The sequence below is a fragment of the Terrabacter sp. 2YAF2 genome, from assembly GCF_052114705.1.
In the GTDB taxonomy this organism is placed as follows: domain Bacteria; phylum Actinomycetota; class Actinomycetes; order Actinomycetales; family Dermatophilaceae; genus Terrabacter.
Map to the genome: position 1 here is coordinate 245,742 of NZ_JBFRFG010000002.1, position 23,307 is coordinate 269,048.

A 23,307-nucleotide genomic window follows, 5' to 3' on the forward strand; every position below is an offset into this window, starting at 1 on the left:
CCCCTGGCGCGCGGCGCTCGTGACCGTCGCTGCACTGCTCGTGGGCTATGGCATCGTCCTGGCCTACACGGCATACCAAGTCAACCGCCACCTGCGCGACGCGCAGGTGGCGGTTGGTTTGCTCCGGGCGGACCTCGTCGCGAAGGATGCGCCGCCGGCCCGGGTCAGTGACCTCTTGGCGACGGTGCAGCGGGAGTCGGCGGCGGCTCGTTCGCTGACGGACGGCCCGGTGTGGGGCGCGCCGGCCCTGCTCCCGTGGTTGGGGCGTCCCTTCGTGACAGTTCGCGGGGCGGCAAGCGCGGTTGATGACCTTGCGGCCGAGGTGCTCCCGGACCTCCGCGCCGCGCAGCACGACGTGCTCGGCGGCAAGCTCTCGCCGGGGCACGGCAGCATCGACCTCGCCCCCCTCGTCGCGGCGCAGCAGCCGCTGGCGCACGCGTCGGTCGCGACCGACCGCATCATGAGCGCGGTGCGCGCTCTGCCAGAGACCTCGGTCGGCCCTGTTGACAACGCCCGGGCGACGCTGCTTTCACAGATCACCGACCTGTCCGGGCAGCTGCGCACCACCCGCGACACGGTCGATCTCCTGCCATCGATGCTCGGGGCGCAAGGCACCCGGCGCTACCTGATAGCGTTCGAGAACAACGCGGAGGCCCGCGGACTAGGGGGCATGCCGGGTGGCTATGCCATCCTGCGGGCAGACCATGGCAAGGTCACGTTCGAGCGCTTCGGCATCGACAGCGACTTCGGCGGCATGAAGGTGCCTACCACCGGATTCGACGAGGACTTCCTTTCGCACTATGAGGGCTCTGCCGTCGGCAGTTTCTTTGCAAACGCGACGGTGAGCCCCCACTTTCCCTACGCTGCCGAGCTGATGCTTCGCTTCTGGCAGGTCAGGGCGGGGGAAAGACTTGATGGCGTCATCGCGACTGATCCTTCGGCCCTGGCGATGCTCCTCAAGGTGGCTGGCCCCGCGCGTATGGCGGACGGGACCGTGGTCACGGCTGACAACGTCGTCGCGCTCTCCGAGAGGGACGCCTACTCGCGGTTTGACGACCAGGTCGCGCGCAAGCGCTTCCTCGTCGACCTGGCCAAAGCCGTGGCCGACCACGTTTTGAGTCGGGGACCGTCGAATCCCAGCGGAATGGCGAAGGCGCTCGGCAACGCGATCGACGAACGCAGGCTCCTCGTCTACAGCACGTCAGCGAAGGAGCAAGGTCTCCTGGCCAAGTACCCGGTGGCCGGTCTGCTCGACGACACCGATGGACTCTTCTCCGGGGTGGTCATCAACAACGGAGGCGGCAACAAGCTCGACTACTACCTGGCGCGTGACGTGACCTATACGTCCGCCTGCCCGGGTCCCCAGCCCACGGCCACGGTCACCATCAAGCTGACCAACACCGCCCCCGCCACCGGGCTGGGGTCGTATGCCGCAGGCACCGCAGACCCGGCCCAAGCCGGGCAGCCGCTCGGCACGAGCCGACTGCTCGTGGGCTACTACGCCACCAAGGGTGCCTCCTTCCAAGAGCCCACGCTGGACGGCAAGCCGACCTTCCTGACCGCCGACACCGAGCGCGGTCGACCGGTCTTCACCGCGACAGTCGACATCCCACCCGGAGCCAGCCGCACGCTGGTGATCCACGTGGATGAGCCGCCGGCCGCTCGAGGACCGGTGAAGACGTGGGTCCAGCCCTTGGTGCTTCCGCAGGCCACCAATGTCAAGGCAGCATCGTGCGGCACCCAGACGCGATGAGATGCTGCGTCCAGGTATTCCAAGCGAGACAACTGAAGGTGGAGCGTGACTGAAAGCACCGGTGCGACGAGCAGGGCAGGGCGCGTGCTCGTCGTGTGCACTGGAAACGTGTGCCGCTCGCCCTACATCGAGCGGCGACTGACACAGCTGCTCGACGGAACCGGCGTCGAGGTGTCGAGCGGTGGCACGGGCGCCCTCGTCGGCTCCCCGATCGACCCGGGCTCGGTTACCGAGCTACAAGAGCGCGGCGCTGCGACAGAAGGATTCGCGGCCCGACAGCTCACAGCCGCGATGGTCGCCGACGCCGACCTCGTGCTCACCGCCACCCGGGCACACCGCGCCGAGGTGGTCCGGCTGAGCTCCCGAGCCATGTCCTACTGCTTCACCCTCGGCGACTTCGCCCACCTCGTCGACGATGCCGACGCGGCTGAGCTCGACGAGTTCGGCGACCCTGACCCGGACACTTCCTGGGTGGCGCACGTCTCCGGCTTCGCCGCGTCCCGCCGCGGCATGATCGCGTCCCTCCCGCTGGAAGAGTCCGACATCCCCGATCCCTACCAGCAGGGGCCCGAGGCGTTTGCCCGCATGGCCGACGCAGTCGAGCGGGTGCTGCCCGCGGCAGTGCGTACGCTGAGGCCCTGAGCCGAAGCCGGCCGCCGAACGGCCCGGGTTGGGGGAGTGCGGCCGCGATGGGCCAGAATGCACCCATGTCTTCGACGCCTTCCCCCTCGACCACGACGCCGCGCAGCCTCTCCGGCATGCAGCCGACGAGCGACTCGCTCCACCTCGGCAACTACATCGGTGCGCTCGTCGAGTGGGTGCGCCTGCAGGAGACGCACGACGCCTTCTACTTCGTCGCCGACCTGCACGCCCTGACCGTCGCGCCCGAGCCGGAGGTGCTGCGCGAGCGCACCCGGATTACGGCGGCACAGTACATCGCCGGCGGCGTCGACCCCGCGCGCTCGACGCTCTTCGTCCAGAGCCACATCGCCCAGCACACCGAGCTCTACTGGGTGCTCGGCACGCTCACCGGCTTCGGCGAGGCGAGCCGCATGACGCAGTTCAAGGACAAGTCGGCCAAGGGCACCAACACCAACGTCGGCCTCTTCGCCTACCCCGTGCTTCAGGCCGCTGACATCCTCATCTACGACGCCAACGTCGTGCCGGTCGGCGAGGACCAGCGCCAGCACCTCGAGCTCTCCCGCGACCTCGCCGGACGCTTCAACCAGCGCTTCGGCGACACCCTCGTCGTGCCCGAGCCGCACATCATGAAGGCGACGGCCAAGATCCAGGACCTCCAGGCCCCGACGGCCAAGATGAGCAAGTCGGCGGCATCCGACGCCGGGCTCGTCAGTCTGCTCGACGAGCCGTCGCGCATCGCGAAGAAGATCCGGTCGGCCGTCACCGACACCGAGCGCGAGATCCGCTTCGACGAGGACAACAAGCCGGGCGTGTCCAACCTGCTCTCCATCCACTCCGCCCTGTCCGGCACGCCGGTGGCCCTCCTCGAGGAGCACTACGCCGGCAAGGGCTACGGCGACCTCAAGAAGGACGTGGCCGAGGTCGTCGTCGAGGCCGTTACGCCGTTCCGCACCCGCACCCTCGAGCTGATGGCCGACCGCGCCGAGCTCGACCGCATCCTCGCTGATGGCGCGGACCGGGCCGGGGCGGTCGCCGAGGCCACGGTGCGTCGCGTCTACGACAAGGTCGGTCTGCTGCCGCGACCGGGCCGCTGAAAGCCGCGCGCACCCAGGTGCGTTGTGGGGGCGCCCCATTCGATACCGTCTGGGCGTGAGTGTTGCGCGCCTGACGACGATCGGCGTTTCCATCCCCATCCCGGCCCCGCACGGAGACTACCTCCAGCGCCGCCGGGCCGACTTCGGTGACCCCCAGGCGTGGCGCATCCCCACGCACATCACGCTGCTGCCGCCGACCGAGGTCGACGAGCAGACGTATGCCGCCTTCCGCAGCCACTGCACCGCAGTCGCTGCCGCCCACACACCGTTCGACGTCGTGCTGCGGGGGACGGGGACGTTCCGGCCGCTGTCCGACGTCGTCTTCATCCAGGTGGCCCGGGGCGTCTCGAACTGCGAGTCGCTCGAGCGCGCGCTGCGCTCCGGGCCGGTCACCCGCAACCTCGACTTCTACTACCACCCGCACGTCACCGTCGCGCACAACGTCCCTGCGGACTCGCTCGACCGCGCCTTCACCGACCTCGCCGACTACTCGGTGACCTTCGAGGTCGACGCCTACCACCTCTACGAGCAGGGCGACGACGGCGCCTGGCGTCCCGTCGACGAGTTCACCCTCGACGGGAGCTGAGCCGTGGCTCACCTCCAGCGCATCCTGGACCGGCTCAAGGCCACCCGGGGCTACCGCGCCTGGACCCGCTACGGCGAGGCCAACGGGGACCTCCTCGCGGCCGGTGTCGGCTACTTCGCGTTCTTCTCCATCTTCCCGGCTCTCGCCCTGGCCTTCGCGATCTTCGGCTTCGTGCTCCAGGGCCGCCCCGACCTCGTCCAGACCATCGCCGAGTCCCTCAACAGCACCCTGCCCGGGATGGTCAAGACGGCATCCCACCCGGACGGCATCATCAGCGTCCAGGCACCGACAAGCCTGACCCTCACCGTGACCGGCATCATCTCGTTCGTGACGCTGCTGCTGGCCGGACTCGGCTGGGTGGGCGCACTGCGCACCGGTATCCGCGGGGTCTTCGGGCTCGAGGCGTCCACCGACAACATGGTGCGCACCAAGGCCCGCGACCTCTTCGTCCTCGTGACGCTCGGCCTGGCGATCGCCCTCTCGGCCATCCTCACCAGCACCGTCGGAGGCCTCGCCGAGCGCGTCGCGGGCTGGATCGGCCTCGCGGGCAATGGTTTCCTCGTCACCGTCGCGGGGCTCGTCGTCGGCGTCATCTTCGACACCCTCATCCTCATCGTGCTGCTCCGGATGCTCTCCGGGGTCCCGCTGCCGATGCACAACGTCCGCCAGGGAGCCCTGCTCGGCGCGGCCATCCTCACGGTGCTCAAGCTCTTCGGTGGCTTCCTCGTCAGCCGGGCCAGTCACAACCCCGTGCTCGGCACCGTCGCCGTCGCCGTCGGCCTGCTCTTCTGGCTCAACCTCATGGCGAAGGTCATCCTCCTCTCCGCCTCCTGGGCCGCCAACGACGTCGACCTCGACCACCTCGGCGACGACACCCAGCGCTCGCCGATGGCGCGCGCCCTGCGGCCGGCGTTCATCGCCCCGCTCCGGGCGCCCGCCGACACCAGCCTCGTGCCGTATGCCGCCACGCCCGCCGCGAGGGTCGCGGTCACCTCCCAGCGCGACGAGCCACGCTCACGCGCCACCGACCGCGTCAGCGTGGCTGCGGGAGCAGTCGTCGGCGCGGCCGGAGCCCTGGCCGTCACGGCAGCACGACGTCTGCGCCAACGCTGACGGGAGCCGCTGAGGCGCGGACCGAGCCGGGTGCTCAGGCCCGTCGTCTCCGGCTTCGTCCGCGCCTTCGGGCGACGAGCAGTGCAGCCGCGGCCGTCGCGACAGCGCCCGCAGCCCCGAGCACGCCAAGCGCCGTCTTCCGGTCGAAGGCGGCCGCCCACGTCGCCCAGGTCGTTCGGGCCGCAGAGGCTCCCACGGGCGCGAGGGCGGCTGCCCCCTCCACCCCGCTGGCTCCGGACGCGGCGGCGCCGTCGTCCCCGCCGATCAGTGCGGGCAGCGTCGGCGCGGCGGTCGGTGCAGCGGCCTCGCCGGGCTCGACGAGCCGCCCGACAGGCGTCACTCGGCCGACATTGGCGAAGCCCCAGTCGAGCAGGGCCGCGGTCGGCTTCCACGAGCCGGTGACACTGCCCATCTGGCTCACGATCAGCGTGCGACCGCCCCGAGTCGCTGCCCCGATGAAGGTGTGCTGGGCGCGGTCCGTGCGTCCCGGCTTGATGCCGATCGTGCCGGGGTAGTGCTTCAGCAGCTCATTGATGTTGTAGACGTGGAAGGCCGGCCACACCTTGCCCTGCTTGTCCTTGCCACCCGGGAAGACAGCGTCACGCTTGGTGATGGTGGCCCGGAACGCCGGCAGCCGCATCGCGTCACGCCCGATGAGCGCGAGGTCGTAGGCGCTCGAGCGCTGCTCGCCGTCGTCGAGCCCGCTCGGGTCGACGGTGACGGTGTCGTGCGCACCGATTTGCTCGGCCTTCTCGTTCATCAGCGCGACCGTCGCGTCGTAGCCTCCGGCGGCGTCGGCCAGGGCATAGACCGCGTCGTTGGCCGAGAACACGAGCATCGCGTCGAAGAGGCTCGACACGGGATAGGGGTTGCCAGCCAGGACCCCGACGCGTGAGCCCGCCGCGTCCTGGGCGTCCTGTTTGGCGACGACGACCCGCCGCGGGTCGAGGCGGGGCATCAACGTGAGCGCCGTCAGGGTCTTGAGCGTGCTGGCCGGACGCAGCCAGGCGTGCGGTGACTTGGCGGCCAGGATCTCACCTGTGCCGAGGTCGGCAATGACGTAGGAGACATCGAAGACCTCGGGCGGCGCCGGCACGGAAGCGGGTCGGTCGACGACGACGCCGGTCTCGGCGAGACGTGACCCGCCGACGACCGTCTCGGGCTCCCAAGCCGGGTGGGCGAATGGCGTGGGCGGCACCGCGCGGCACACGACGTGCGGCGCCGGCGTCGGCGTCGGGTGCGGCGGTGCTGGGTGCGGCGACGTAGGCGGCGTCGCCCGAGGGGGAGTGGGCGGCGGTGCAGTGGCCACGTCCGTCGGGAAGATCCTCGGCGCGAGGGTCACTCCCGCGGGGACGGTCTGAGGCGCCTGCCAGGGCGCACAGCTCGGCGTTGCAGCCGCGGCGTGCGGGACGGCATACGTCGTCGTCATCGTCAGCCCCAGCGCGAGGGCACCGAGCGTCGCGCCCGCGGTCGGCATCGACCACGGGCGACGTCGGTAGGGGTCCAGAGGCGTCATCGCGGGCACAGACTAACCCGCCCCGAGGACCGGGCTGGCGTCCGAAACGCGTAGATCGGGAGCGCTGGATGAGCTCGAGAGCGTTCGTCGCAAGGTCTACACCCGCGACATCTACGGGCGCGACTGACCCGAGGAGCCGACGGGACGGCATACGTCCTCATCCCTCGACATGACGAACCCGCCCCGGTGACCCGGGGCGGGTTCGTCTGTGGTGCAGTGTCCGACGCGGTGTCGGACGCGGTGTCACTCGCCGTGCGTGAGGGCGTGGCGCAGGTCCTTGTTGAGCTGGTTGATGACGTCCATGGGGATCTCCTTCGGGCACGCCAGCGAGCACTCGCCGATGTTCGTGCAGCCGCCGAAGCCCTCGTGGTCGTGCTGGTTCACCATGCTGACGACGCGAGCGTCCCGCTCCGGCTGTCCTTGGGGGAGCTCGCCGAGGTGGGTGATCTTCGCGCCCATGAAGAGCATGCCTGACGCGTTCGGGCAGGCCGCCACGCAGGCGCCGCAGCCGATGCAGGCGGCCGCCATGAAGGAGCGGTCGGCCTTGGCCTTGGGCACCGGCACGGAGTGGGCCTCGGGCGCCGAACCGGTGTTGGCGCTGATGAAGCCGCCGGCCTGGATGATCCGGTCGAAGCTCGACCGGTCGACGACGAGGTCCTTGATGACGGGGAACGCGTCGGCGCGCCACGGCTCGATGGTGATCTCGTCGCCGTCGGAGAAGCTGCGCATGTGCAGCTGGCACGTCGTCGTGACCTCGGGGCCGTGGGCCTTGCCGGAGATCATCAGGCCGCACATGCCGCAGATGCCCTCGCGACAGTCGGAGTCGAAGGCGATGGGCTCCTCACCGCGGGCGTTGAGCTGCTCGTTGAGGACGTCGAGCATCTCGAGGAACGACATGTCCTCGGAGATGTCGGTGACCGGGTAGGTCACCATCTCGCCCTTGGCCTTCGGGCCGGCCTGACGCCAGATCTTGAGGGTGAGGTTCACTTGTAGCTCCGCTGCTTCAGCTCGACGAATTCATAGACCAGGTCTTCCTTGTGCAGGACCGGCGCACCGTCCTGCCCGCCCCACTCCCACGCGGCGACGTAGGCGAACTCGTCGTCGTGACGCAGCGCCTCGCCGTCCTCGGTCTGGGACTCGGCGCGGAAGTGGCCACCGCAGGACTCGCGGCGGTGCAGCGCGTCGATGCACATGAGCTCACCCAGCTCGAGGAAGTCGGCGACGCGGCCGGCCTTCTCGAGGCTCTGGTTGAGCGTGTCGGCGGCGCCGAGCACCTTGACGTTGCGCCAGAACTCGTCGCGCAGGCCCCGGATGAGGTCGATGGCCTTGAGCAGGCCCTCCTCGGAGCGCTCCATGCCGCAGAACTCCCACATGATGTTGCCGAGCTCCTTGTGGAAGGAGTCGACCGAGCGGTCGCCGTTGATCGACAGCAGCTTCTGCACCCGGGCGTCGACCGAGGCGCGGGCCTCGACGACGGCCTCGTGCGACTCTTCGAGCTTGTCGAACGGTCCCTTGGCGAGGTAGTCGCGGATCGTGTGCGGGAGCACGAAGTAGCCGTCGGCGAGGCCCTGCATCAGGGCGGAGGCGCCGAGGCGGTTGGCGCCGTGGTCGGAGAAGTTCGCCTCGCCCGTGACGAAGAGGCCCGGGATGCTCGACTGGAGGTCGTAGTCGACCCAGAGGCCACCCATCGTGTAGTGCACGGCGGGGTAGATGCGCATCGGCACCTCGTAGGGGTTCTCACCCGTGATCCGCTGGTACATGTCGAGCAGGTTGCCGTACTTCTCCGCGACGGCCTCGGCGCTCATCCGCTTCAGGGCGTCGGTGAAGTCGAGGTAGACCCCGCGGCGGAAGTCGCCGACCTTGGGGCCGACGCCGCGGCCCTCATCGCAGACGTTCTTGGCCTGACGGCTCGCGATGTCACGCGGCACGAGGTTGCCGAACGAGGGGTAGATCCGCTCGAGGTAGTAGTCGCGGTCCTCCTCGGGGATCTCGCGGGGGTCCTTCTCGCAGTCGGCGGCGTTCTTCGGCACCCAGATGCGACCGTCGTTGCGCAGCGACTCCGACATGAGCGTCAGCTTGCTCTGGTGCTCACCCGCGACGGGGATGCACGTCGGGTGGATCTGCGTGTAACAGGGGTTGCCGAAGTAGGCGCCCTTGCGGTGCGCGCGCCACGTCGCGGTGACGTTGCTGCCCATCGCGTTGGTCGAGAGGTAGAAGACGTTGCCGTAGCCGCCGGAGGCGAGCACGACGGCGTCGGCGAGATGGGTCTCGATCTCACCGCTCACGAGGTCACGGGCGATGATGCCCCGGGCCTTGCCGTCCACGACGATGACCTCGAGCATCTCGTGGCGGCTGAACATCTCCACCGTGCCGGCCGCGACCTGGCGCTCGAGAGCCTGGTAGGCGCCGATGAGCAGCTGCTGGCCGGTTTGGCCGCGGGCGTAGAAGGTGCGGGAAACCTGCACACCGCCGAACGAGCGGTTGTCGAGCAGTCCGCCGTACTCCCGCGCGAAGGGCACGCCCTGCGCGACGCACTGGTCGATGATGTTGGTGCTGACCTCGGCGAGGCGGTAGACGTTCGACTCGCGCGAGCGGTAGTCGCCGCCCTTGACCGTGTCGTAGAAGAGGCGGTAGACGGAGTCGCCGTCCTCCTTGTAGTTCTTGGCGGCGTTGATGCCGCCCTGCGCGGCGATCGAGTGGGCGCGGCGCGGGGAGTCCTGGTAGCAGAACGACTTGACGTTGTAGCCCGCCTCACCGAGGGTCGCCGCGGCCGCGCCACCGGCCAGACCGGTGCCGACGATGATGACCGAGAGCTTGCGGCGGTTGGCCGGGTTGACGAGCGAGGCCTCGAACTTGCGCTTGTTCCAGCGGCGGTCGATGGGACCGGTCGGGGCCTTCGTGTCGCGGATCGGCTCACCCTCGGCATACAGGCCGTGGACGAGACCGGGCAGCGGCGAGTCGGGTGTCGTGGAGGTCGTGGTCACAGGTCAGCTTCCCTTGACGAGTCCGAAGAGGATGGCGAGCGGCGGGAGGGCGAACCCCACGCTCGTGACGAGCGCGATGATCATCCCGAGCGTCTTGGCGCGCCGGCGCGCGGTCGCGTTGCCGGCCCAGCCCAGCGTCTGGGTGGCGCTCCAGACGCCGTGGTAGAGGTGCAGGCCCAAGGCCACGAGAGCGAGCAGGTAGATCAGGACGACCCACCACACCTGGAAGCTGCTGATGACGAGGAGGCCCGGGCTGCCTTGGGCCGGAATCGATCCCACGTTGAACTTGACGATCGTGAACTGGAGCAGGTGCCACACGAGGAAGAGCAGCAGTGCGACGCCGCCCCAGCGCATCATCTTGCTCTTGACCGTGGCGCGGGCAGCGGCCTTGGCCACGTAGCGCGTCGGTCGGGCGCCATGGGCCCGGCCCCACAGGGAGAACGCGGCCCACGCGTGCGCGACGAGCGCGACGACGAGGACGACCCGGAAGAGCCAGAGGAAGCCGCCGAACGGCAGGAAGGGCGTGAACAGCGTCCGGAGGTGGTCGGCGTACTCGTTGAAGGCGCCGACGCCGCCCAGAATCTTGAGGTTGCCGTACATGTGCACGAGGACGTAGAACACGAACAACGCCCCGGACACGGCCATGAGCATCTTCATGAACACGGTGCTCCGGCGGGCCGATGCAGGTCGATTCGATCCCGTCACCGGGAGAGTTTTGGTGGCCACGGTCGAAACCCTATCCCCGAGTCCTCGCCGGGTCCGACGGCTACCCTCCAGTACGCGCCGAGTGTGACCATTTCCACTGTCGCGCCCGGTCAGCCCGCCTCAGCGCTTGCGGAGCCCGATCTTCGTGCCGAGCCACACGAGCGGGTCGTAGTGGCGCCCGGCCACGCGCTCCTTCATCGGGATGATCGCGTTGTCGGTGATCTTGATGTGCTCGGGGCAGACCTCGGTGCAGCACTTCGTGATGTTGCACATCCCGATGCCCTGTTCATCGCGGGCGAAGTCCGCACGGTCGTCGCGCGCGTCGAGCGGGTGCATGTCGAGCTCGGCCGCGCGGATGAGGAAGCGCGGGCCGGCGAAGGCCTCCTTGTTCTGCTCGTGGTCCCGCACGACGTGGCACGTGTCCTGGCAGAGGAAGCACTCGATGCACTTGCGGAACTCCTGCGAGCGCTCGACGTCGACCTGCTGCATCCGGTACTCACCCGGCGCCAGGTCCGGCGGGGCGAAGGCGGGGATCTGGCGCGCCTTGGCGTAGTTGAACGACACGTCGGTGACGAGGTCACGGATCACCGGGAAGGCGCGCAGCGGGGTGACCGTGATCGTCTCGGTCTCGCTGAAGGTCGACATCCGAGTCATGCAGAGCAGCCGCGGCCGGCCGTTGACCTCGGCGCTGCACGAGCCGCACTTGCCGGCCTTGCAGTTCCAGCGCACCGCGAGGTCGCCCGACTGGGTGGCCTGGAGGCGGTGGATGATGTCGAGCACGACCTCGCCGTCGTTGACCTCGACCGTGTAGTCGACGAGCTCGCCGCCGTCGGCGTCGCCGCGCCAGACCCGGAACCTCGCGTCGTAGCTCATGTCCCGCTCCCGTCACTGTGCGGTGCCGGCGCCGGCAGGGCGGCCATCTCGTCCGGCGTGAGGTACTTGCCCAGCTCGCTGGCATCGAAGAGGGCCAGCAGGTCGCCGCGCATGGCCGACATCGGCTGCTCGCGCACCACGATGCCGTCGCCGTCCGCCGAGCAGATGAGGTTGCGGCCCCGCCAGTGCGGGTCCATCGTCGGGAAGTCGTCGCGGGTGTGGCCCCCGCGGCTCTCCTGGCGCAGCAGCGCGGCCCGCGCCACGCACTCGCTGACGGCGAGCATGTTGCGCAGGTCGAGGGCGAGGTGCCAGCCCGGGTTGAACTGCCGGTGGCCCTCGACGGTCAGGTGCTGCGCCCGGGCCTTGAGGTCCTCGAGCCGCTCGAGCGCGCGCTCGATCTCCTCGGCCGTGCGGATGATGCCGACGAGGTCGTTCATCGTCTGCTGCATCTCCTGGTGGAGGGTGTAGGGGTTCTCGCCGCCCTCCTCCTCGAACGGCGCGAGCGCGGCCGCCGCGGCGGCGTCGATGACCGCCTGGTCGACCTCCGGCCGGCGGTCGCCGAGACCGTGGACGTATGCCGCGGCGCCGCTCCCGGCGCGGGCGCCGAAGACGAGCAGGTCGGAGAGGGAGTTGCCGCCGAGGCGGTTGGACCCGTGCATGCCGCCCGACACCTCTCCGGCGGCGAAGAGACCGGGCACCCGTGCGGCAGCAGCGGTGTCGGGGTCGACCTCGACACCGCCCATGACGTAGTGACAGGTGGGGCCGACCTCCATCGGCTCCTTCGTGATGTCGACGTCGGCCAGCTCCTTGAACTGGTGGTGCATCGAGGGCAGCTTCTTGAGGATCTCTTCCGGGCTGCGCCGGGAGGCGATGTCGAGGAAGACGCCGCCGTGCGGTGACCCGCGCCCGGCCTTGACCTCGGAGTTGATGGCGCGCGCGACCTCGTCACGCGGGAGCAGCTCGGGCGGCCGCTTGTTGTTGTCGGGGTCGGTGTACCAACGGTCGCCCTCCTCCTCGGTCTGGGCGTACTGGCCCCGGAAGACATCGGGGACGTAGTCGAACATGAAGCGCTTGCCCTCGGAGTTCTTCAGGACGCCGCCGTCGCCGCGCACGGACTCGGTGACGAGGATCCCCTTGACCGAGGGCGGCCACACCATGCCGGTGGGGTGGAACTGGATGAACTCCATGTTGACGAGGTTGGAGCCGGCCCGCAGGGCCAGGGCGTGACCGTCGCCGGTGTACTCCCACGAGTTCGAGGTGACCTTGAACGACTTGCCGATGCCACCGGTGGCGAGGACGACGGCGGGGGCGTTGAAGCGCACGAACCGGCCCGACTCGCGCCAGTAGCCGAAGGCGCCGGCGACGGCCCCGCTCGGGTCCTGGAGCAGATCGGTGATCGTCACCTCGGCGAACACCTTGAGCCGGCTCTCGGGGTCGCCGGACTCACGCTCGTCGTCCTGCTGCAGGGAGACGATCTTCTGCTGCATCGTGCGGATCAGCTCCAGCCCGGTGCGGTCGCCGACGTGCGCCAGTCGGGGGTACTCGTGGCCGCCGAAGTTGCGCTGGCTGATCCGTCCGTCGGGGGTGCGGTCGAAGAGGGCGCCGTACGTCTCGAGCTCCCACACGCGGTCGGGGGCCTCCTTGGCGTGCAGCTCGGCCATCCGCCACGAGTTGAGGAACTTGCCGCCGCGCATGGTGTCGCGGAAGTGCACCTGCCAGCTGTCGTGGCTGTTGACGTTGCCCATGCTCGCGGCGATGCCGCCCTCGGCCATGACCGTGTGAGCCTTGCCGAACAGGGACTTGCAGATGATGGCCGTGCGAAGTCCCGCCTCGCGCGCGGCGATCGCGGCGCGCAGGCCCGCCCCGCCGGCCCCGATGATGAGGACGTCGTAGTCGTAGGTCTCCAGCTCGGCTGTCATCAGTTGAAGAACCTCAGGTCGGTCAGGGCCCCGGACGCGACCAGGGCGATGTAGGCGTCGGTGATCATCAGCGTGCCCAGGGTGATCCAGGCGAGCTGCATGTGCCGGGTGTTGAGGCGGGACACGAGCGTCCAGGCGCGGTAACGCACCGGGTGCTTGGAGAAGTGCTTGAGGCGGCCGCCGATGAGGTGGCGGCACGAGTGGCACGACGCCGTGTAGAGCCAGAGGAAGCCTGCGTTGACGAGCATGATGAGCGTCCCCAGGCCCATGCCGACGCTGCCGTCCTTGCCGTGGAAGCCGTCGAACGCGTCCAGCGTGTTCATCGCCGAGACGACGATCGCGGCGTAGAAGAAGTAGCGATGGATGTTCTGCAGGATGAGGGGGAAGCGGGTCTCACCGGTGTAGGTGGCGTGCGGCTCGGCCACGGCGCAGGCCGGCGGTGAGAGCCAGAACGACCGGTAGTAGGCCTTGCGGTAGTAGTAGCAGGTGAGGCGGAAGCCGAGCAGGAGCGGCAGCACGAAGAACGCGAACGGAACGAGCGGCGGGAGCTCACCCATCCAGGTGCCGAGGTGGCGCGCGTCCGGGAGACACGAGGCCGTGACGCAGGGGGAGTAGAACGGCGTGAGGTAGTGGTACGGCTCCACGAAGTAGTACCGCTGCATGGAGGTCCGCACCAGGGCGTAGAGAAGCCAGATGACGAGCAGGGTGGCGGTGATGACGGGCTGGACCCACCACCGGTCGCCGCGCAGGGTGCGCCCGGCGATCTGCGCCCGTCCCGGCGAGCCGACTCCGCCCGCGTACGATCCGCTTCCGCTGGAAGCCGGGTCGAGCCTCGTCTCACTCATCGTGCGAACCTCCACCGTCGTTGGTCGGGCGCCGCGGCTCACTCTAGTGTCACCGTGCGTCGCATCTGGGTGATCACGACCGACTGGCGTGTGGTGCAGGCGCACCTAGGGTGGGGCGCATGGTGCTCCATGAAGCGGCCGCGGCTCTCGACTGGGTGATGGACAAGTCCCTGGTCCTCGGCTACACGAAGATCGGCCCCGCCGTGCGCCGGAACTGGTGGCCGCACGACCCAGTGCCGGGCGCCTTGATCGGACGCCATGTCCTCGTCACCGGTGCGAGCGGCGGTCTCGGGCTCGCGACCGCCCGCGGGCTCGCTCGGCTCGGGGCCGCCGTGCACCTCACCGGCCGGAACGCCTCGCGGCTTGACGACGCGCGCTCGATGCTCCTCGACGAGCAGCCCCTCGCAGAGCTCACGGTCCACGTCGCAGACATCAGCGATCTCGCCGCGACGGCGGAGTTCGCCCGGCAGTTCTCCACCGACGTCCCGCGTCTGCACGCTGTCGTGCACAACGCCGGTGTCATGCCGCCGAAGCGCACCGTCACGCCCGAGGGCCACGAGCTGACCCTCGCCACGCACGTGCTCGGCCCGCACGTGCTGACCTACGGCCTGCGCAAGGCCCTCGCCGGCGGTCGGGTGGTCCTCGTGACGTCGGGTGGGGCGTACGGCCAGCGCCTCGACGCCGCTGACCCGGAGTATGCCGAGGGGGACTACTCCGGGGTCACGGCCTATGCCCGCACCAAGCGCATGCAGCTCGTCCTCACCGAGCTCTGGGCCCGCGACCTGGAGCCCGACGGCATCCGCGTCCACTCGATGCACCCCGGCTGGGCCGACACCCCGGGCGTCACCGACTCTCTGCCGCGCTTCGCCGCCGTCACCGGGCCGCTGCTGCGCGATGCCGACTCGGGCGCCGACACCGCCGTGTGGCTCACCGCCACCGACGACGCCATCGGCACCGGCGGCTTCTGGCACGACCGGCGCCGCCGCCCGACGCACTACGCCCCCGTCGGGATCGAGACGCCCGAGCAGGTGGGACAGTTCTGGGACTTCGTCCTGGACGCGACCGAGCAGCCCGCGCCGGGCGCCTGAGGCGCGCGGACGGCATACGCCCTCGGCGGGTCAGGCCGTCGCGCTCCCAGCAAGATACGCCGCGACAGAGGCGCGCCAGTCGCCGATGGGCGCGATCCCCGCGCGCTCGAGGGAGTCGTGGGACAGCACGCTCCACGAGGGCCTCGGCGCCGGCAGCCCGAGGGCCGCGCTCGTCGTTGGCTGCACGCGCTCGGGGTCGAGGCCCCGCTCCTCGAAGACCGCCTGGGCCAAGCCGCGCCACGTGGTGCGGCCCGACGCGGTGCCGTGGTGGACTCCGTATGCCGGTTGATCGGCGACGAGCCGCACGACGAGGTCGGCCAGGTCGCGGGTCCAGGTGGGCTGGCCGACTTGGTCGTCGACGACGGTCAGGGTGTCGCGCTCGTCGGCCAGGCGGAGCATCGTCTTGACGAAGTTGCCGCCGCCGGCGCCGTAGAGCCACGCGGTGCGGATGATCCACGACTCGGGGCACAGGGCCTGCACGGCCCACTCTCCGGCGGCCTTGGTGCGGCCGTAGGCCGAGCGGGGAGCGATGGGGTGGTCGACGGGATAGGGCGCGCTGGCGTTGCCGTCGAAGACGTAGTCGGTCGAGATCTGCACCAGGCGGGCCTTCGCGCGCGCCGCGGCGCGGGCGAGGTTGGCGGCGCCGACGGCGTTGACGGCGAAGGCTCCGGCCTCGTCGGTCTCGGCGGCGTCGACCGCGGTCCACGCGGCGCAGTTGACGACGAGGTCGTGGCCCTCGACGCCGGCGAGGCACTCGGACGCGTCGGTGACGTCGAGGTCGCCGCGGCCCAGCGGGGTGACGACGTGCCCGGCGGCGCGCAGCGCGGGGACGAGGTCGTAGGCGAGCATCCCGCTGGCGCCGGTGACGAGGACCCGCAGCGAGTCGCCTGGGAGCGGGCTCATCGACCCAACCTGGCGTAGGTGTGCTCGGCGGCGTCCTTGGCGGTCAGCCACCATGCCTCGTTGTCGCGGTACCAGTCGATGGTTGCCTCGAGGCCTGCGCGGATGTCGCTGTAGCGGGGGCGCCAGTCGGTCTCGGCGCGCAGCTTGGAGGAGTCGATGGCGTAGCGCAGGTCGTGACCGGGCCGGTCGTTGACGTGCTCGAACCAGTCGGCCGGCTGGCCCATGAGCTCGAGCAGCAGCTGAACGATCTCGAGGTTGTTGCGCTCGCCGTCCGCGCCGATGAGGTAGGTCTCGCCGAGACGGCCCTGCTCGAGGATCGCGATGACGGCGTCGTTGTGGTCATCGACGTGGATCCAGTCGCGCACGTTGAGCCCGGAGCCGTAGAGCTTGGGCTTGGTGCCCTGGAGGATGTTGGTGATCTGGCGGGGGATGAACTTCTCGACGTGCTGGCGCGGGCCGTAGTTGTTCGAGCAGTTGGAGACGGTCGCCTTGAGGCCGAAGGACCGGATCCACGCCCGGACGAGCAGGTCGGCGCCGGCCTTCGTCGCCGAGTAGGGGCTCGAGGGGTTGACCGGGGTCGTCTCGGTGAAGCGCTGCGGGTCGTCGAGCTCCAGGTCGCCGTAGACCTCGTCGGTGGAGATGTGGTGGATCCGCTTGTCGTGCTTGCGGACCGCCTCGAGCAGGGTGAAGGTGCCCACGACGTTGCTCTCGACGAAGGGCCAGGGGCTGTCGAGGCTGTTGTCGTTGTGCGACTCGGCCGCGAAGTGCACGACGACGTCGCAGTCGGCCACGAGCGGGTCGACGACGGCGGCGTTGGCCACCGACCCGACCACCAGGCGAACGTCGCCGGCCCCGTGACCAGCCCCGTCGCCGAGGACGGGCTCGAGCGAGGCCCGGTTGGCGGCATACGACATGGAGTCGAGCACGGTGATCGACCAGTCGGCCCGGGTCTGGCGGGTGCGGAGGACGAAGTTCGAGCCGATGAATCCGGCCCCACCCGTGACGAGAAGACGCATTCCCGGAGCCTACCCAAATCCCCACCAACCGGCGCCTGCCGGCCGGGTCACGGGCCCGGCCGCGGCGTCCCCTACTGTGGGCGACCATGAAGGGGATCATTCTCGCGGGGGGCACGGGTAGCCGGCTGCACCCGATCACGCGTGGCATCAGCAAGCAGCTGATGCCGGTCTATGACAAGCCGATGGTCTACTACCCGCTCTCGACGCTGATGATGGCCGGCATCCGCGAGGTCCTCGTCATCACGACGCCCGCGGACGCGGAGCAGTTCCAGCGTCTCCTCGGCGACGGGTCCCAGTGGGGCATGTCGATCGCCTATGCCGTACAGGCGCGGCCCGAGGGTCTGGCGCAGGCGTTCGTGCTGGGGGCCGACTTCATCGGCGAGGACCGGGTGGCGTTGGTCCTCGGTGACAACATCTTCTTCGGCCCGGGTCTGGGCACCCGGCTGAAGGACAACACCGACGTGTGCGGTGGGCACGTCTTCGCGTACCGGGTCGCCGACCCCACGGCCTACGGCGTCGTGGAGTTCGGCTCGGACGGTCGTGTCGTGTCCATCGAGGAGAAGCCCGAGCACCCGAAGTCGAGCTATGCCGTGCCCGGCCTCTACTTCTACGACAACGACGTCGTCGAGATCGCACGTAACCTGACGCCGAGTGCCCGCGGCGAGCTGGAGATCACCGCCGTCAACGACGAGTACCTCCGCCGTGGAGCTCTGTCGGTGAGCGTTCTGCCCCGCGGCACGGCGTGGTTCGACACCGGCACGTTCGAGGGTCTGATCGAGGCGAGCCAGTACGTCCACGTCGTCGAGGCGCGGCAGGGCCAGAAGATCGGCTGCGTCGAGGAGGTCGCCTGGCGCAACGGGTGGCTCGACGATGACGGCGTGCGCCGACACGCGGACGAGCAGGCCAAGAGTGGTTACGGTCTCTACCTCCACGGCCTGCTGGCCGAGGGCAAGGACGGTCACTGATGGACATCCGACCGCTGTCGATCGACGGCGCGTGGGAGGTGACCCCGCGGATCTTCCCCGATGACCGTGGCGTCTTCCTCGAGTCGTTCCGCGGCGACCTGCTCGCCGAGGTCGTGGGGCACCGGCTCGACGTCGTGCAGAGCAACGTCTCGCTGTCCGCGCGCGGCACGGTGCGAGGGATCCACTTCGCCGACGTGCCGGTCGGGCAGGCGAAGTACGTCACCGCCGTGTCCGGCTCGCTCATCGATTACATCGTCGACCTGCGCGTCGGCTCGCCGACCTTCGGGCAGTGGGACTCGGTGCTGCTCGACGCCGTCGACCGGCGCGCGGTCTACCTCTCCGAGGGTCTCGGCCACGCGTTCTGCGCCCTCGAGGACGACACCACCGCGCACTACCTGTGTTCGGCGGCCTACAACCCGGGCGCCGAGCACGGCATCCACCCGCTCGACCCGACCGTGGGGCTGCGACTCCCTGACGGCATCGAGCCCCTCCTGTCGCCCAAGGACGCCGCCGCGCCGACCCTCGCCGCTGCCGAGGAGTCGGGGCTGCTTCCGTCCTACGCCGCGTGCATGGCCTTCAAAGCCACACAGCAGTGAGCGGGGACTGAACCCACCCGGGGCGCCGGGAGCCTGAGGCGCGCGGACGGCATACGCCCTCGGTGGGTCAGGGACGGAGCCAGCAGGTCCAGCGCTCGAGGCGCAGGTAGCCGAGCCGCTCATAGACGGGCTGGCCGTCGTCGCTCGCGATGAGGACGGCGCTCTGCCCGGGCCACGCCGTCGCCGCCGCCCACGTGAGCGCGGCGCCGGCGCGCTGGCCGCGGGCGCTCGCGAGCACCGCGACGTTCTCGACGACGGTGACGCCGGCGGCCGAGTGCGCGGCCGAGGTGGCGACCGGGGTCTCACCGTCGTAGCCGACGAAGACCCTGGTCGGGCCGGCCACGACCTCCGGGCGGTAGAAGTCGCCGGGCGGGAGGTCGGCCATGTCGGGCATCGGGTAGCCCTCGATGAGCACCCTCTCGGCGTCCCGCAGCTGCTGGTCCGTCGTCGCCTCCCGGACGTCGAGCGGGGTGGCCGGGGTCGTCGTGACGGTGGTCGTCGGGCGGAACATCAGCGGCGGGTGGCCGACGAGGCCGAGGCCGTGCCGCGTCAGGTCCGGCGTGGGGAAGGGGCTGATGACGAGCGCCGCGACACCGTCGGGGTATGCCGTCGCGATGGCTCCCACGGTCTGCGCCCAGTCCCGCGGTGGGCGCGTCACGATCGCCCAGTTGTGCAGCGCCGAGGGAGCGCCCCCGCGGCCGGCGCACCAGTCCGGGCCCTCGGCGAAGGTGCCGCGCGCGGCGGTCGTCAGGGCGCGGGCCCAGGAGACGTGCGCGAGGACGGCCTGGCGCACGAGCGAGTCGGTCGGGGCGAGGTCGTCCTCCCAGCCGGTCGTGAGGTGCTCACCCTCCTCGGGCAGCATCGAGGTCATGCCACCACTGTCGACCCGGGCGGCGCTCGCGGGCGGCGTTTCGCAGGATCGGGAAGGGGCCGGATCAGGTGAGGTCGGTGCGGCCCCGGGCGGTCAGGATCTCGACGACCTGCTTGACCTCCTGGACCCGGTCGGGGCTGGTGATGAGCAGGGCGTCCTGCGTGTCGATGACGACGAGGTCCTCGACCCCGATGAGGGCGACGAGCCGGCCGCCGGCCGCGACGGTGGCCCGCGAGTCGATGCTGATGATGTCGTCGGTCGGGCCGATGGCGGTGATCCCGGGCAGTGAGGTCGACACGGGGGCGAGCCGGCTGAGCGAGGCGAAGTCGCCCACGTCGTCCCAGCCCAGGGCCGCGGGCACGACGGCGACGCGGCCTGCGGCGGCGGCGGGCTCGGCCACGGCGTGGTCGATGGCGATCTTCTGCAGCGACGGCCACAGGTCCGGCATCCGGCGGGGGTCGGCGGCGATCGTGCGCAGGCTCTCGACCATGTCGGCGTGGTTCTCGGCGAGCAGCTCGAGCAGGGTCGTCGCACCGACGACGAACATGCCTGCGTTCCAACGGTATTCACCGCTGTCGAGGTAGCGGGTCGCCGTCTCGAGGTCGGGCTTCTCGACGAACTCGTCGACGCGGTGGGCGCTCGGCGCGCCGACGACGTCGAGTGGCTCGCCGAGCCGGATGTAGCCGTAGCCGGTCGCCGGCCCGGTCGGGTCGATGCCGATCGTCGCGAGCTCGCCGCGGCGCGCGAGGACGACCGCCTCGGCGACGGCGCGCCGGAAGTTGTCGGGCTCGGTGATGACGTGGTCGGCGGCGAAGGAGCCCAGCACCGCCTCCGGGTCGCGGCGCTCGAGGACGGCGGCGGCGAGGCCGATGGCCGGCATCGAGTCGCGGGGCGAGGGCTCCCCGAGGACGGCGTCGTAGCCGAGCATCGGAAGCTGACGGCGGACGGCCTCCTCGTGGGCGACGCCGGTCACGACGAGGATCCGCTCGCCGACGAGCGGTTCGAGCCGGTCCCACGTCGCGCGCAGCAGCGACTGGCCCGAGCCGGTCAGGTCGTGCAGGAACTTGGGGGAGTGGCGCCGGGAGATCGGCCACAGCCGGGTGCCGGAGCCGCCTGCGGGGATCACGGCCCAGAAACCGGGGATGCCTGTCATGGGGCACACCGTATCCAGTTCCCGGGGGACGCGAAGGTCGGCGACGCGTCAGCCGATGCCGAGGTCGCGCCGGCGGAGCGCCGCCAGGCCCGCGGCGCCGACGGCCACGGCCACGACGGTCAGCCCGACGAGCGGCGCCCACTCCAGCACGCCTCCCGGCATCGCGGGCAGGTGCGTGAACGGGGAGAGGTCGACGAGCCAGCCGGGCAGGTCGAGCAGGTCACCGAACTCACCGAGCAGGAGGAAGAGGATCAGCGCGGCCCAGGCCAGTCCGGTGAACCGGGGCAGGGCGCCGTAGAGCAGCAGTGCGACGGCCATCGCCACCCAGACGGCCGGCAGCGTCGAGAGCGCCGCGCCCGCGAGGCGACCCACTGTGCCGCCGATGTCGCCGACGTCGGCTCCGTGGAGGAGGCCGGCCACGGTGGCACCGACGAGCATGACGACGGCCGTGGCGAGGACCGCGAGCCCGACGTGGCCGAGCGCCCACGCGACCCGCCGCACCGGGGTCGCGAGGAGGGCCTCCAGGTGCCCGGTGGTCTCCTCCGTGTGCATCCGCGTGATGAGGGCGATCGCCAGCGCCGCCGCGCCGACGGCCGCGAAGTGCAGCTCGGTGGAGAAGAAGAGGTCAGTGACGGAGCCGGCAGCACCGCCCATCGCCTTGAGCATGTCGGCGATCTGGGGGGAGTTGACGAAGCTCTCGACGCTGCCCGCGATCGACCCGAGCACCAGGCCGAGCACCACGTAGGCCGCGACCCAGCCGATGAGCGTGGGGCGGGCGAGCCGCACGGTCAGGGCCACCGGCGAGGCGATCGCGCTGCGCTCGTGGCCGGCCCGGCTGGGCAGCACCCCGGCCCCGAGGTCGCGACGGTCGAGGAGCGCGAAGGCGACGACGACGAGGCCGGCATACAACAGGACGCCGAGCGCCAGCACCCAGTAGCGGTTCTCCCCGAAGGGCGAGACCTTGACGCCCCAGCCGAGCGGCGAGGCCCAGGAGAGGAACCGTGCCGGGCTGTCCGCGGCCGCGGTGTCGCCCACGGCGCGGACGAGGAACGCGACGGCCAGCGCCCCGAGTGACCATCCCGCCGTGCCGCGGGTGCTCGAGGTCAGCTGGGCGGCGACGGCCGTGACGCCGACCCACGACAGGCCGATGACAAGCCACGTGACGCCGAGGGCGACCGAGCCGGCGGGGTCGAGTCCGACGGCGATGGCCCACACGACCATGAGGACGACGGTGAGCAGCACGGCGAACGTGCCGAGCAGCACGGCTGCCGTCAGCGCAGCCCGCCGGCCGACGACGCCGGCGCCGAGCAGCTCGAGGCGACCGGCCTCCTCCTCGGTGCGCGTGTGGCGCCGGACGACTACGTAGGCGAGCAGGGCGAGGAAGACCGCCCCGAGGAGCACCGACTTGAAGGTCGCGATCGAGTCGATGCCGAGGCTCGAGATCGGGCCGTACATCGCGACGAGGGCCGGGTTGGCCAGCGTCGACGCCATCGACGCCTGGGCCGTCTTGAGGTCGGGGAAGAGGTCGAAGGTCGCCTTGGCCGACAGCGCGACGAAGGCGGCGAGGCCGAACGCGCTGGCCGGCACGAGCACCCGGTCGCGGCGGCTGGCGAGACGCAGCAGTGCCATCGTCCCGGTGAGGCCGGCGCCGGCTCGGAGGGTGGACGGGGGAGCGGGTGGGCGCGCCGGCGCGGTCACGGTGGTCATGTCGCGGCCGCCGGCGTCGAGCGGTACTGCTCCATGAAGAGCTCCTCCAGCGTCGGGGGAGCGCTGGTCAGGGCCGTGATCCCGTGCGAGCCGAGCAGCTCGAGCAGCCGCCCGAGGTCGTCGCTCCCGACGGTGCACATCACGTGGTCGTCGGACACGGTGACGTCGGCGACCCCGGGCAGCGCCTCGACCTGCGCCGCGTCGACGGGGTGGGCCAGCGTCGCGCGGACCGTCGTCCGGGACAGGTGGCGCAGCTGGGCCAGGGTGCCGGACTCGACGTTGCGGCCCTCGCGGATGATGCTGACCCGGTCGCACAGGTGCTCCACCTCGGAGAGGATGTGGCTCGACAGGAGGACCGTGCCGCCGGCCTCGCGGAACTCGCGGACGACGTCGCGGAAGACCGCCTCCATCAGCGGGTCGAGGCCCGAGGTCGGCTCGTCGAGCAGGAGCAGCTCGACGTCGGAGGACAGGGCCGCGACGAGGGCCACCTTCTGCCGGTTGCCCTTGGAGTAGGACCGGCCCTTCTTCGTCGGGTCGAGGTCGAAGCGCTCGATCATCTCGGCTCGGCGCTGCTCGTCGACCCTGCCGCGCAGGCGGGCCAGGACGTCGATGACCTCGCCGCCGGTGAGGTTGGGCCACAGGGCCACGTCGCCGGGCACGTAGGCGAGGCGGCGGTGCAGCGACTCGACCTCGCGCCACGGGTCGCCACCGAGGAGGGTCGCGCTGCCGCCGTCGGCGCGCAGCAGCCCGAGCAGGATGCGCAGGGTCGTGGACTTGCCGGCGCCGTTGGGGCCGAGGAAGCCGTGGATCTCGCCCGTCGCCACGTCGAGGTCGAGCCCGTCGAGGGCGACCGTGCGACCGAAGCTCTTGTGCAGCCCTTGCACCTGGATCGCGGATGTCATGTATTCGACAGTACACAAGATTCACGGTTTACTGAATAATCTGACGGTAGAGACAGGGTCAACGCAGACGGAGGAG

Annotated in this window: 21 protein-coding genes; 8 read left to right on the forward strand and 13 right to left on the reverse strand. The window is 70.5% G+C overall.

The features are described from left to right. Window positions 1-40 precede the first annotated feature (40 nt). From AB4030_RS04020 to AB4030_RS04040, 5 genes are read left to right on the forward strand one after another with little or no spacing between them, the layout of a single operon-like run. On the forward strand, window positions 41-1,753 hold the full coding sequence (locus AB4030_RS04020) for a DUF4012 domain-containing protein (protein WP_442277891.1): 1,713 nt from the start codon (window positions 41-43) through the stop codon (window positions 1,751-1,753). A gap of 45 nt (window positions 1,754-1,798) precedes the next feature. Then, window positions 1,799-2,395: an arsenate reductase/protein-tyrosine-phosphatase family protein gene (locus AB4030_RS04025; RefSeq protein WP_442277892.1), complete on the forward strand. Its 597-nt coding sequence runs from the start codon at window positions 1,799-1,801 to the stop codon at window positions 2,393-2,395. A gap of 47 nt (window positions 2,396-2,442) precedes the next feature. Beyond that, window positions 2,443-3,489, forward strand: a complete 1,047-nt coding sequence (trpS, locus tag AB4030_RS04030; protein WP_442277893.1) for a tryptophan--tRNA ligase — start codon at window positions 2,443-2,445, stop codon at window positions 3,487-3,489. A gap of 55 nt (window positions 3,490-3,544) precedes the next feature. After that, window positions 3,545-4,075 carry a 2'-5' RNA ligase family protein gene (locus AB4030_RS04035; protein ID WP_442277894.1) on the forward strand — a complete coding sequence of 177 codons (531 nt, stop codon included), beginning with the start codon at window positions 3,545-3,547 and terminating at the stop codon, window positions 4,073-4,075. A gap of 3 nt (window positions 4,076-4,078) precedes the next feature. Next, entirely contained in the window at window positions 4,079-5,188 is a 1,110-nt protein-coding gene (locus AB4030_RS04040; RefSeq protein ID WP_442277895.1) for a YihY/virulence factor BrkB family protein, read from the forward strand. Between the two features lie 34 nt (window positions 5,189-5,222). Here the strand turns inward: AB4030_RS04040 and AB4030_RS04045 are convergent, their stop codons facing one another. The 7 genes from AB4030_RS04045 to AB4030_RS04075 all read right to left on the reverse strand — a co-directional run bounded on the left by AB4030_RS04045 (window position 5,223) and on the right by AB4030_RS04075 (window position 14,030). Further along, on the reverse strand, window positions 5,223-6,704 hold the full coding sequence (locus AB4030_RS04045) for a D-alanyl-D-alanine carboxypeptidase family protein (RefSeq protein WP_442277896.1): 1,482 nt from the start codon (window positions 6,702-6,704) through the stop codon (window positions 5,223-5,225). Between the two features lie 243 nt (window positions 6,705-6,947). Further along, entirely contained in the window at window positions 6,948-7,691 is a 744-nt protein-coding gene (locus AB4030_RS04050) for a succinate dehydrogenase/fumarate reductase iron-sulfur subunit (RefSeq protein WP_442277897.1), read from the reverse strand. Beyond that, a complete protein-coding gene (locus tag AB4030_RS04055; RefSeq protein ID WP_442277937.1) occupies window positions 7,688-9,655 on the reverse strand; it encodes a fumarate reductase/succinate dehydrogenase flavoprotein subunit in 1,968 nt (655 codons plus the stop codon). The genes AB4030_RS04050 and AB4030_RS04055 overlap by 4 nt, the downstream gene beginning before the upstream one ends. Window positions 9,656-9,691: 36 nt before the next feature. Beyond that, window positions 9,692-10,345, reverse strand: a complete 654-nt coding sequence (locus AB4030_RS04060) for a succinate dehydrogenase cytochrome b subunit (protein WP_442277898.1) — start codon at window positions 10,343-10,345, stop codon at window positions 9,692-9,694. 168 nt (window positions 10,346-10,513) lie between these two features. Further along, window positions 10,514-11,266 (reverse strand): succinate dehydrogenase/fumarate reductase iron-sulfur subunit, encoded by a 753-nt coding sequence (locus AB4030_RS04065; RefSeq protein ID WP_442277899.1) that lies wholly within the window; start codon window positions 11,264-11,266, stop codon window positions 10,514-10,516. Then, on the reverse strand, window positions 11,263-13,185 hold the full coding sequence (locus AB4030_RS04070; RefSeq protein ID WP_442277900.1) for a fumarate reductase/succinate dehydrogenase flavoprotein subunit: 1,923 nt from the start codon (window positions 13,183-13,185) through the stop codon (window positions 11,263-11,265). Before AB4030_RS04070 ends, AB4030_RS04065 begins: the two co-directional genes overlap by 4 nt. Continuing rightward, window positions 13,185-14,030, reverse strand: a complete 846-nt coding sequence (locus AB4030_RS04075; protein ID WP_442277901.1) for a hypothetical protein — start codon at window positions 14,028-14,030, stop codon at window positions 13,185-13,187. The genes AB4030_RS04070 and AB4030_RS04075 overlap by 1 nt, the downstream gene beginning before the upstream one ends. Window positions 14,031-14,149: 119 nt before the next feature. On the opposite strand from AB4030_RS04075, the gene AB4030_RS04080 reads away from it, so the two are divergent. After that, window positions 14,150-15,118, forward strand: coding sequence for an SDR family NAD(P)-dependent oxidoreductase (locus AB4030_RS04080; protein WP_442277902.1), 969 nt, complete (start codon window positions 14,150-14,152; stop codon window positions 15,116-15,118). A gap of 30 nt (window positions 15,119-15,148) precedes the next feature. Here the strand turns inward: AB4030_RS04080 and rfbD are convergent, their stop codons facing one another. Further along, window positions 15,149-16,021 (reverse strand): dTDP-4-dehydrorhamnose reductase, encoded by an 873-nt coding sequence (gene rfbD / locus AB4030_RS04085; RefSeq protein ID WP_442277903.1) that lies wholly within the window; start codon window positions 16,019-16,021, stop codon window positions 15,149-15,151. Next, entirely contained in the window at window positions 16,018-17,037 is a 1,020-nt protein-coding gene (rfbB, locus tag AB4030_RS04090; RefSeq protein WP_442277904.1) for a dTDP-glucose 4,6-dehydratase, read from the reverse strand. The genes rfbD and rfbB overlap by 4 nt, the downstream gene beginning before the upstream one ends. Before the next feature lie 86 nt (window positions 17,038-17,123). Between rfbB and rfbA the strand changes: the two genes are divergently transcribed. Next, window positions 17,124-18,002 carry a glucose-1-phosphate thymidylyltransferase RfbA gene (gene rfbA, locus AB4030_RS04095; protein WP_442277905.1) on the forward strand — a complete coding sequence of 293 codons (879 nt, stop codon included), beginning with the start codon at window positions 17,124-17,126 and terminating at the stop codon, window positions 18,000-18,002. Next, window positions 18,002-18,598 carry a dTDP-4-dehydrorhamnose 3,5-epimerase family protein gene (locus AB4030_RS04100; RefSeq protein ID WP_442277906.1) on the forward strand — a complete coding sequence of 199 codons (597 nt, stop codon included), beginning with the start codon at window positions 18,002-18,004 and terminating at the stop codon, window positions 18,596-18,598. The genes rfbA and AB4030_RS04100 overlap by 1 nt, the downstream gene beginning before the upstream one ends. 67 nt (window positions 18,599-18,665) lie before the next feature. On the opposite strand, the gene AB4030_RS04105 is transcribed toward AB4030_RS04100, so the two are convergent. The 4 genes from AB4030_RS04105 to AB4030_RS04120 all read right to left on the reverse strand — a co-directional run bounded on the left by AB4030_RS04105 (window position 18,666) and on the right by AB4030_RS04120 (window position 23,231). After that, on the reverse strand, window positions 18,666-19,469 hold the full coding sequence (locus tag AB4030_RS04105; RefSeq protein ID WP_442277907.1) for a hypothetical protein: 804 nt from the start codon (window positions 19,467-19,469) through the stop codon (window positions 18,666-18,668). A gap of 64 nt (window positions 19,470-19,533) precedes the next feature. Then, window positions 19,534-20,622 (reverse strand): mannose-1-phosphate guanylyltransferase, encoded by a 1,089-nt coding sequence (locus AB4030_RS04110; RefSeq protein WP_442277908.1) that lies wholly within the window; start codon window positions 20,620-20,622, stop codon window positions 19,534-19,536. Window positions 20,623-20,670: 48 nt separating this feature from the next. After that, complete coding sequence (locus tag AB4030_RS04115) at window positions 20,671-22,329, reverse strand: ABC transporter permease (protein ID WP_442277909.1); 1,659 nt, start codon at window positions 22,327-22,329, stop codon at window positions 20,671-20,673. Continuing rightward, window positions 22,326-23,231: an ABC transporter ATP-binding protein gene (locus tag AB4030_RS04120; protein WP_442277910.1), complete on the reverse strand. Its 906-nt coding sequence runs from the start codon at window positions 23,229-23,231 to the stop codon at window positions 22,326-22,328. Before AB4030_RS04120 ends, AB4030_RS04115 begins: the two co-directional genes overlap by 4 nt. Window positions 23,232-23,307 lie beyond the last annotated feature (76 nt).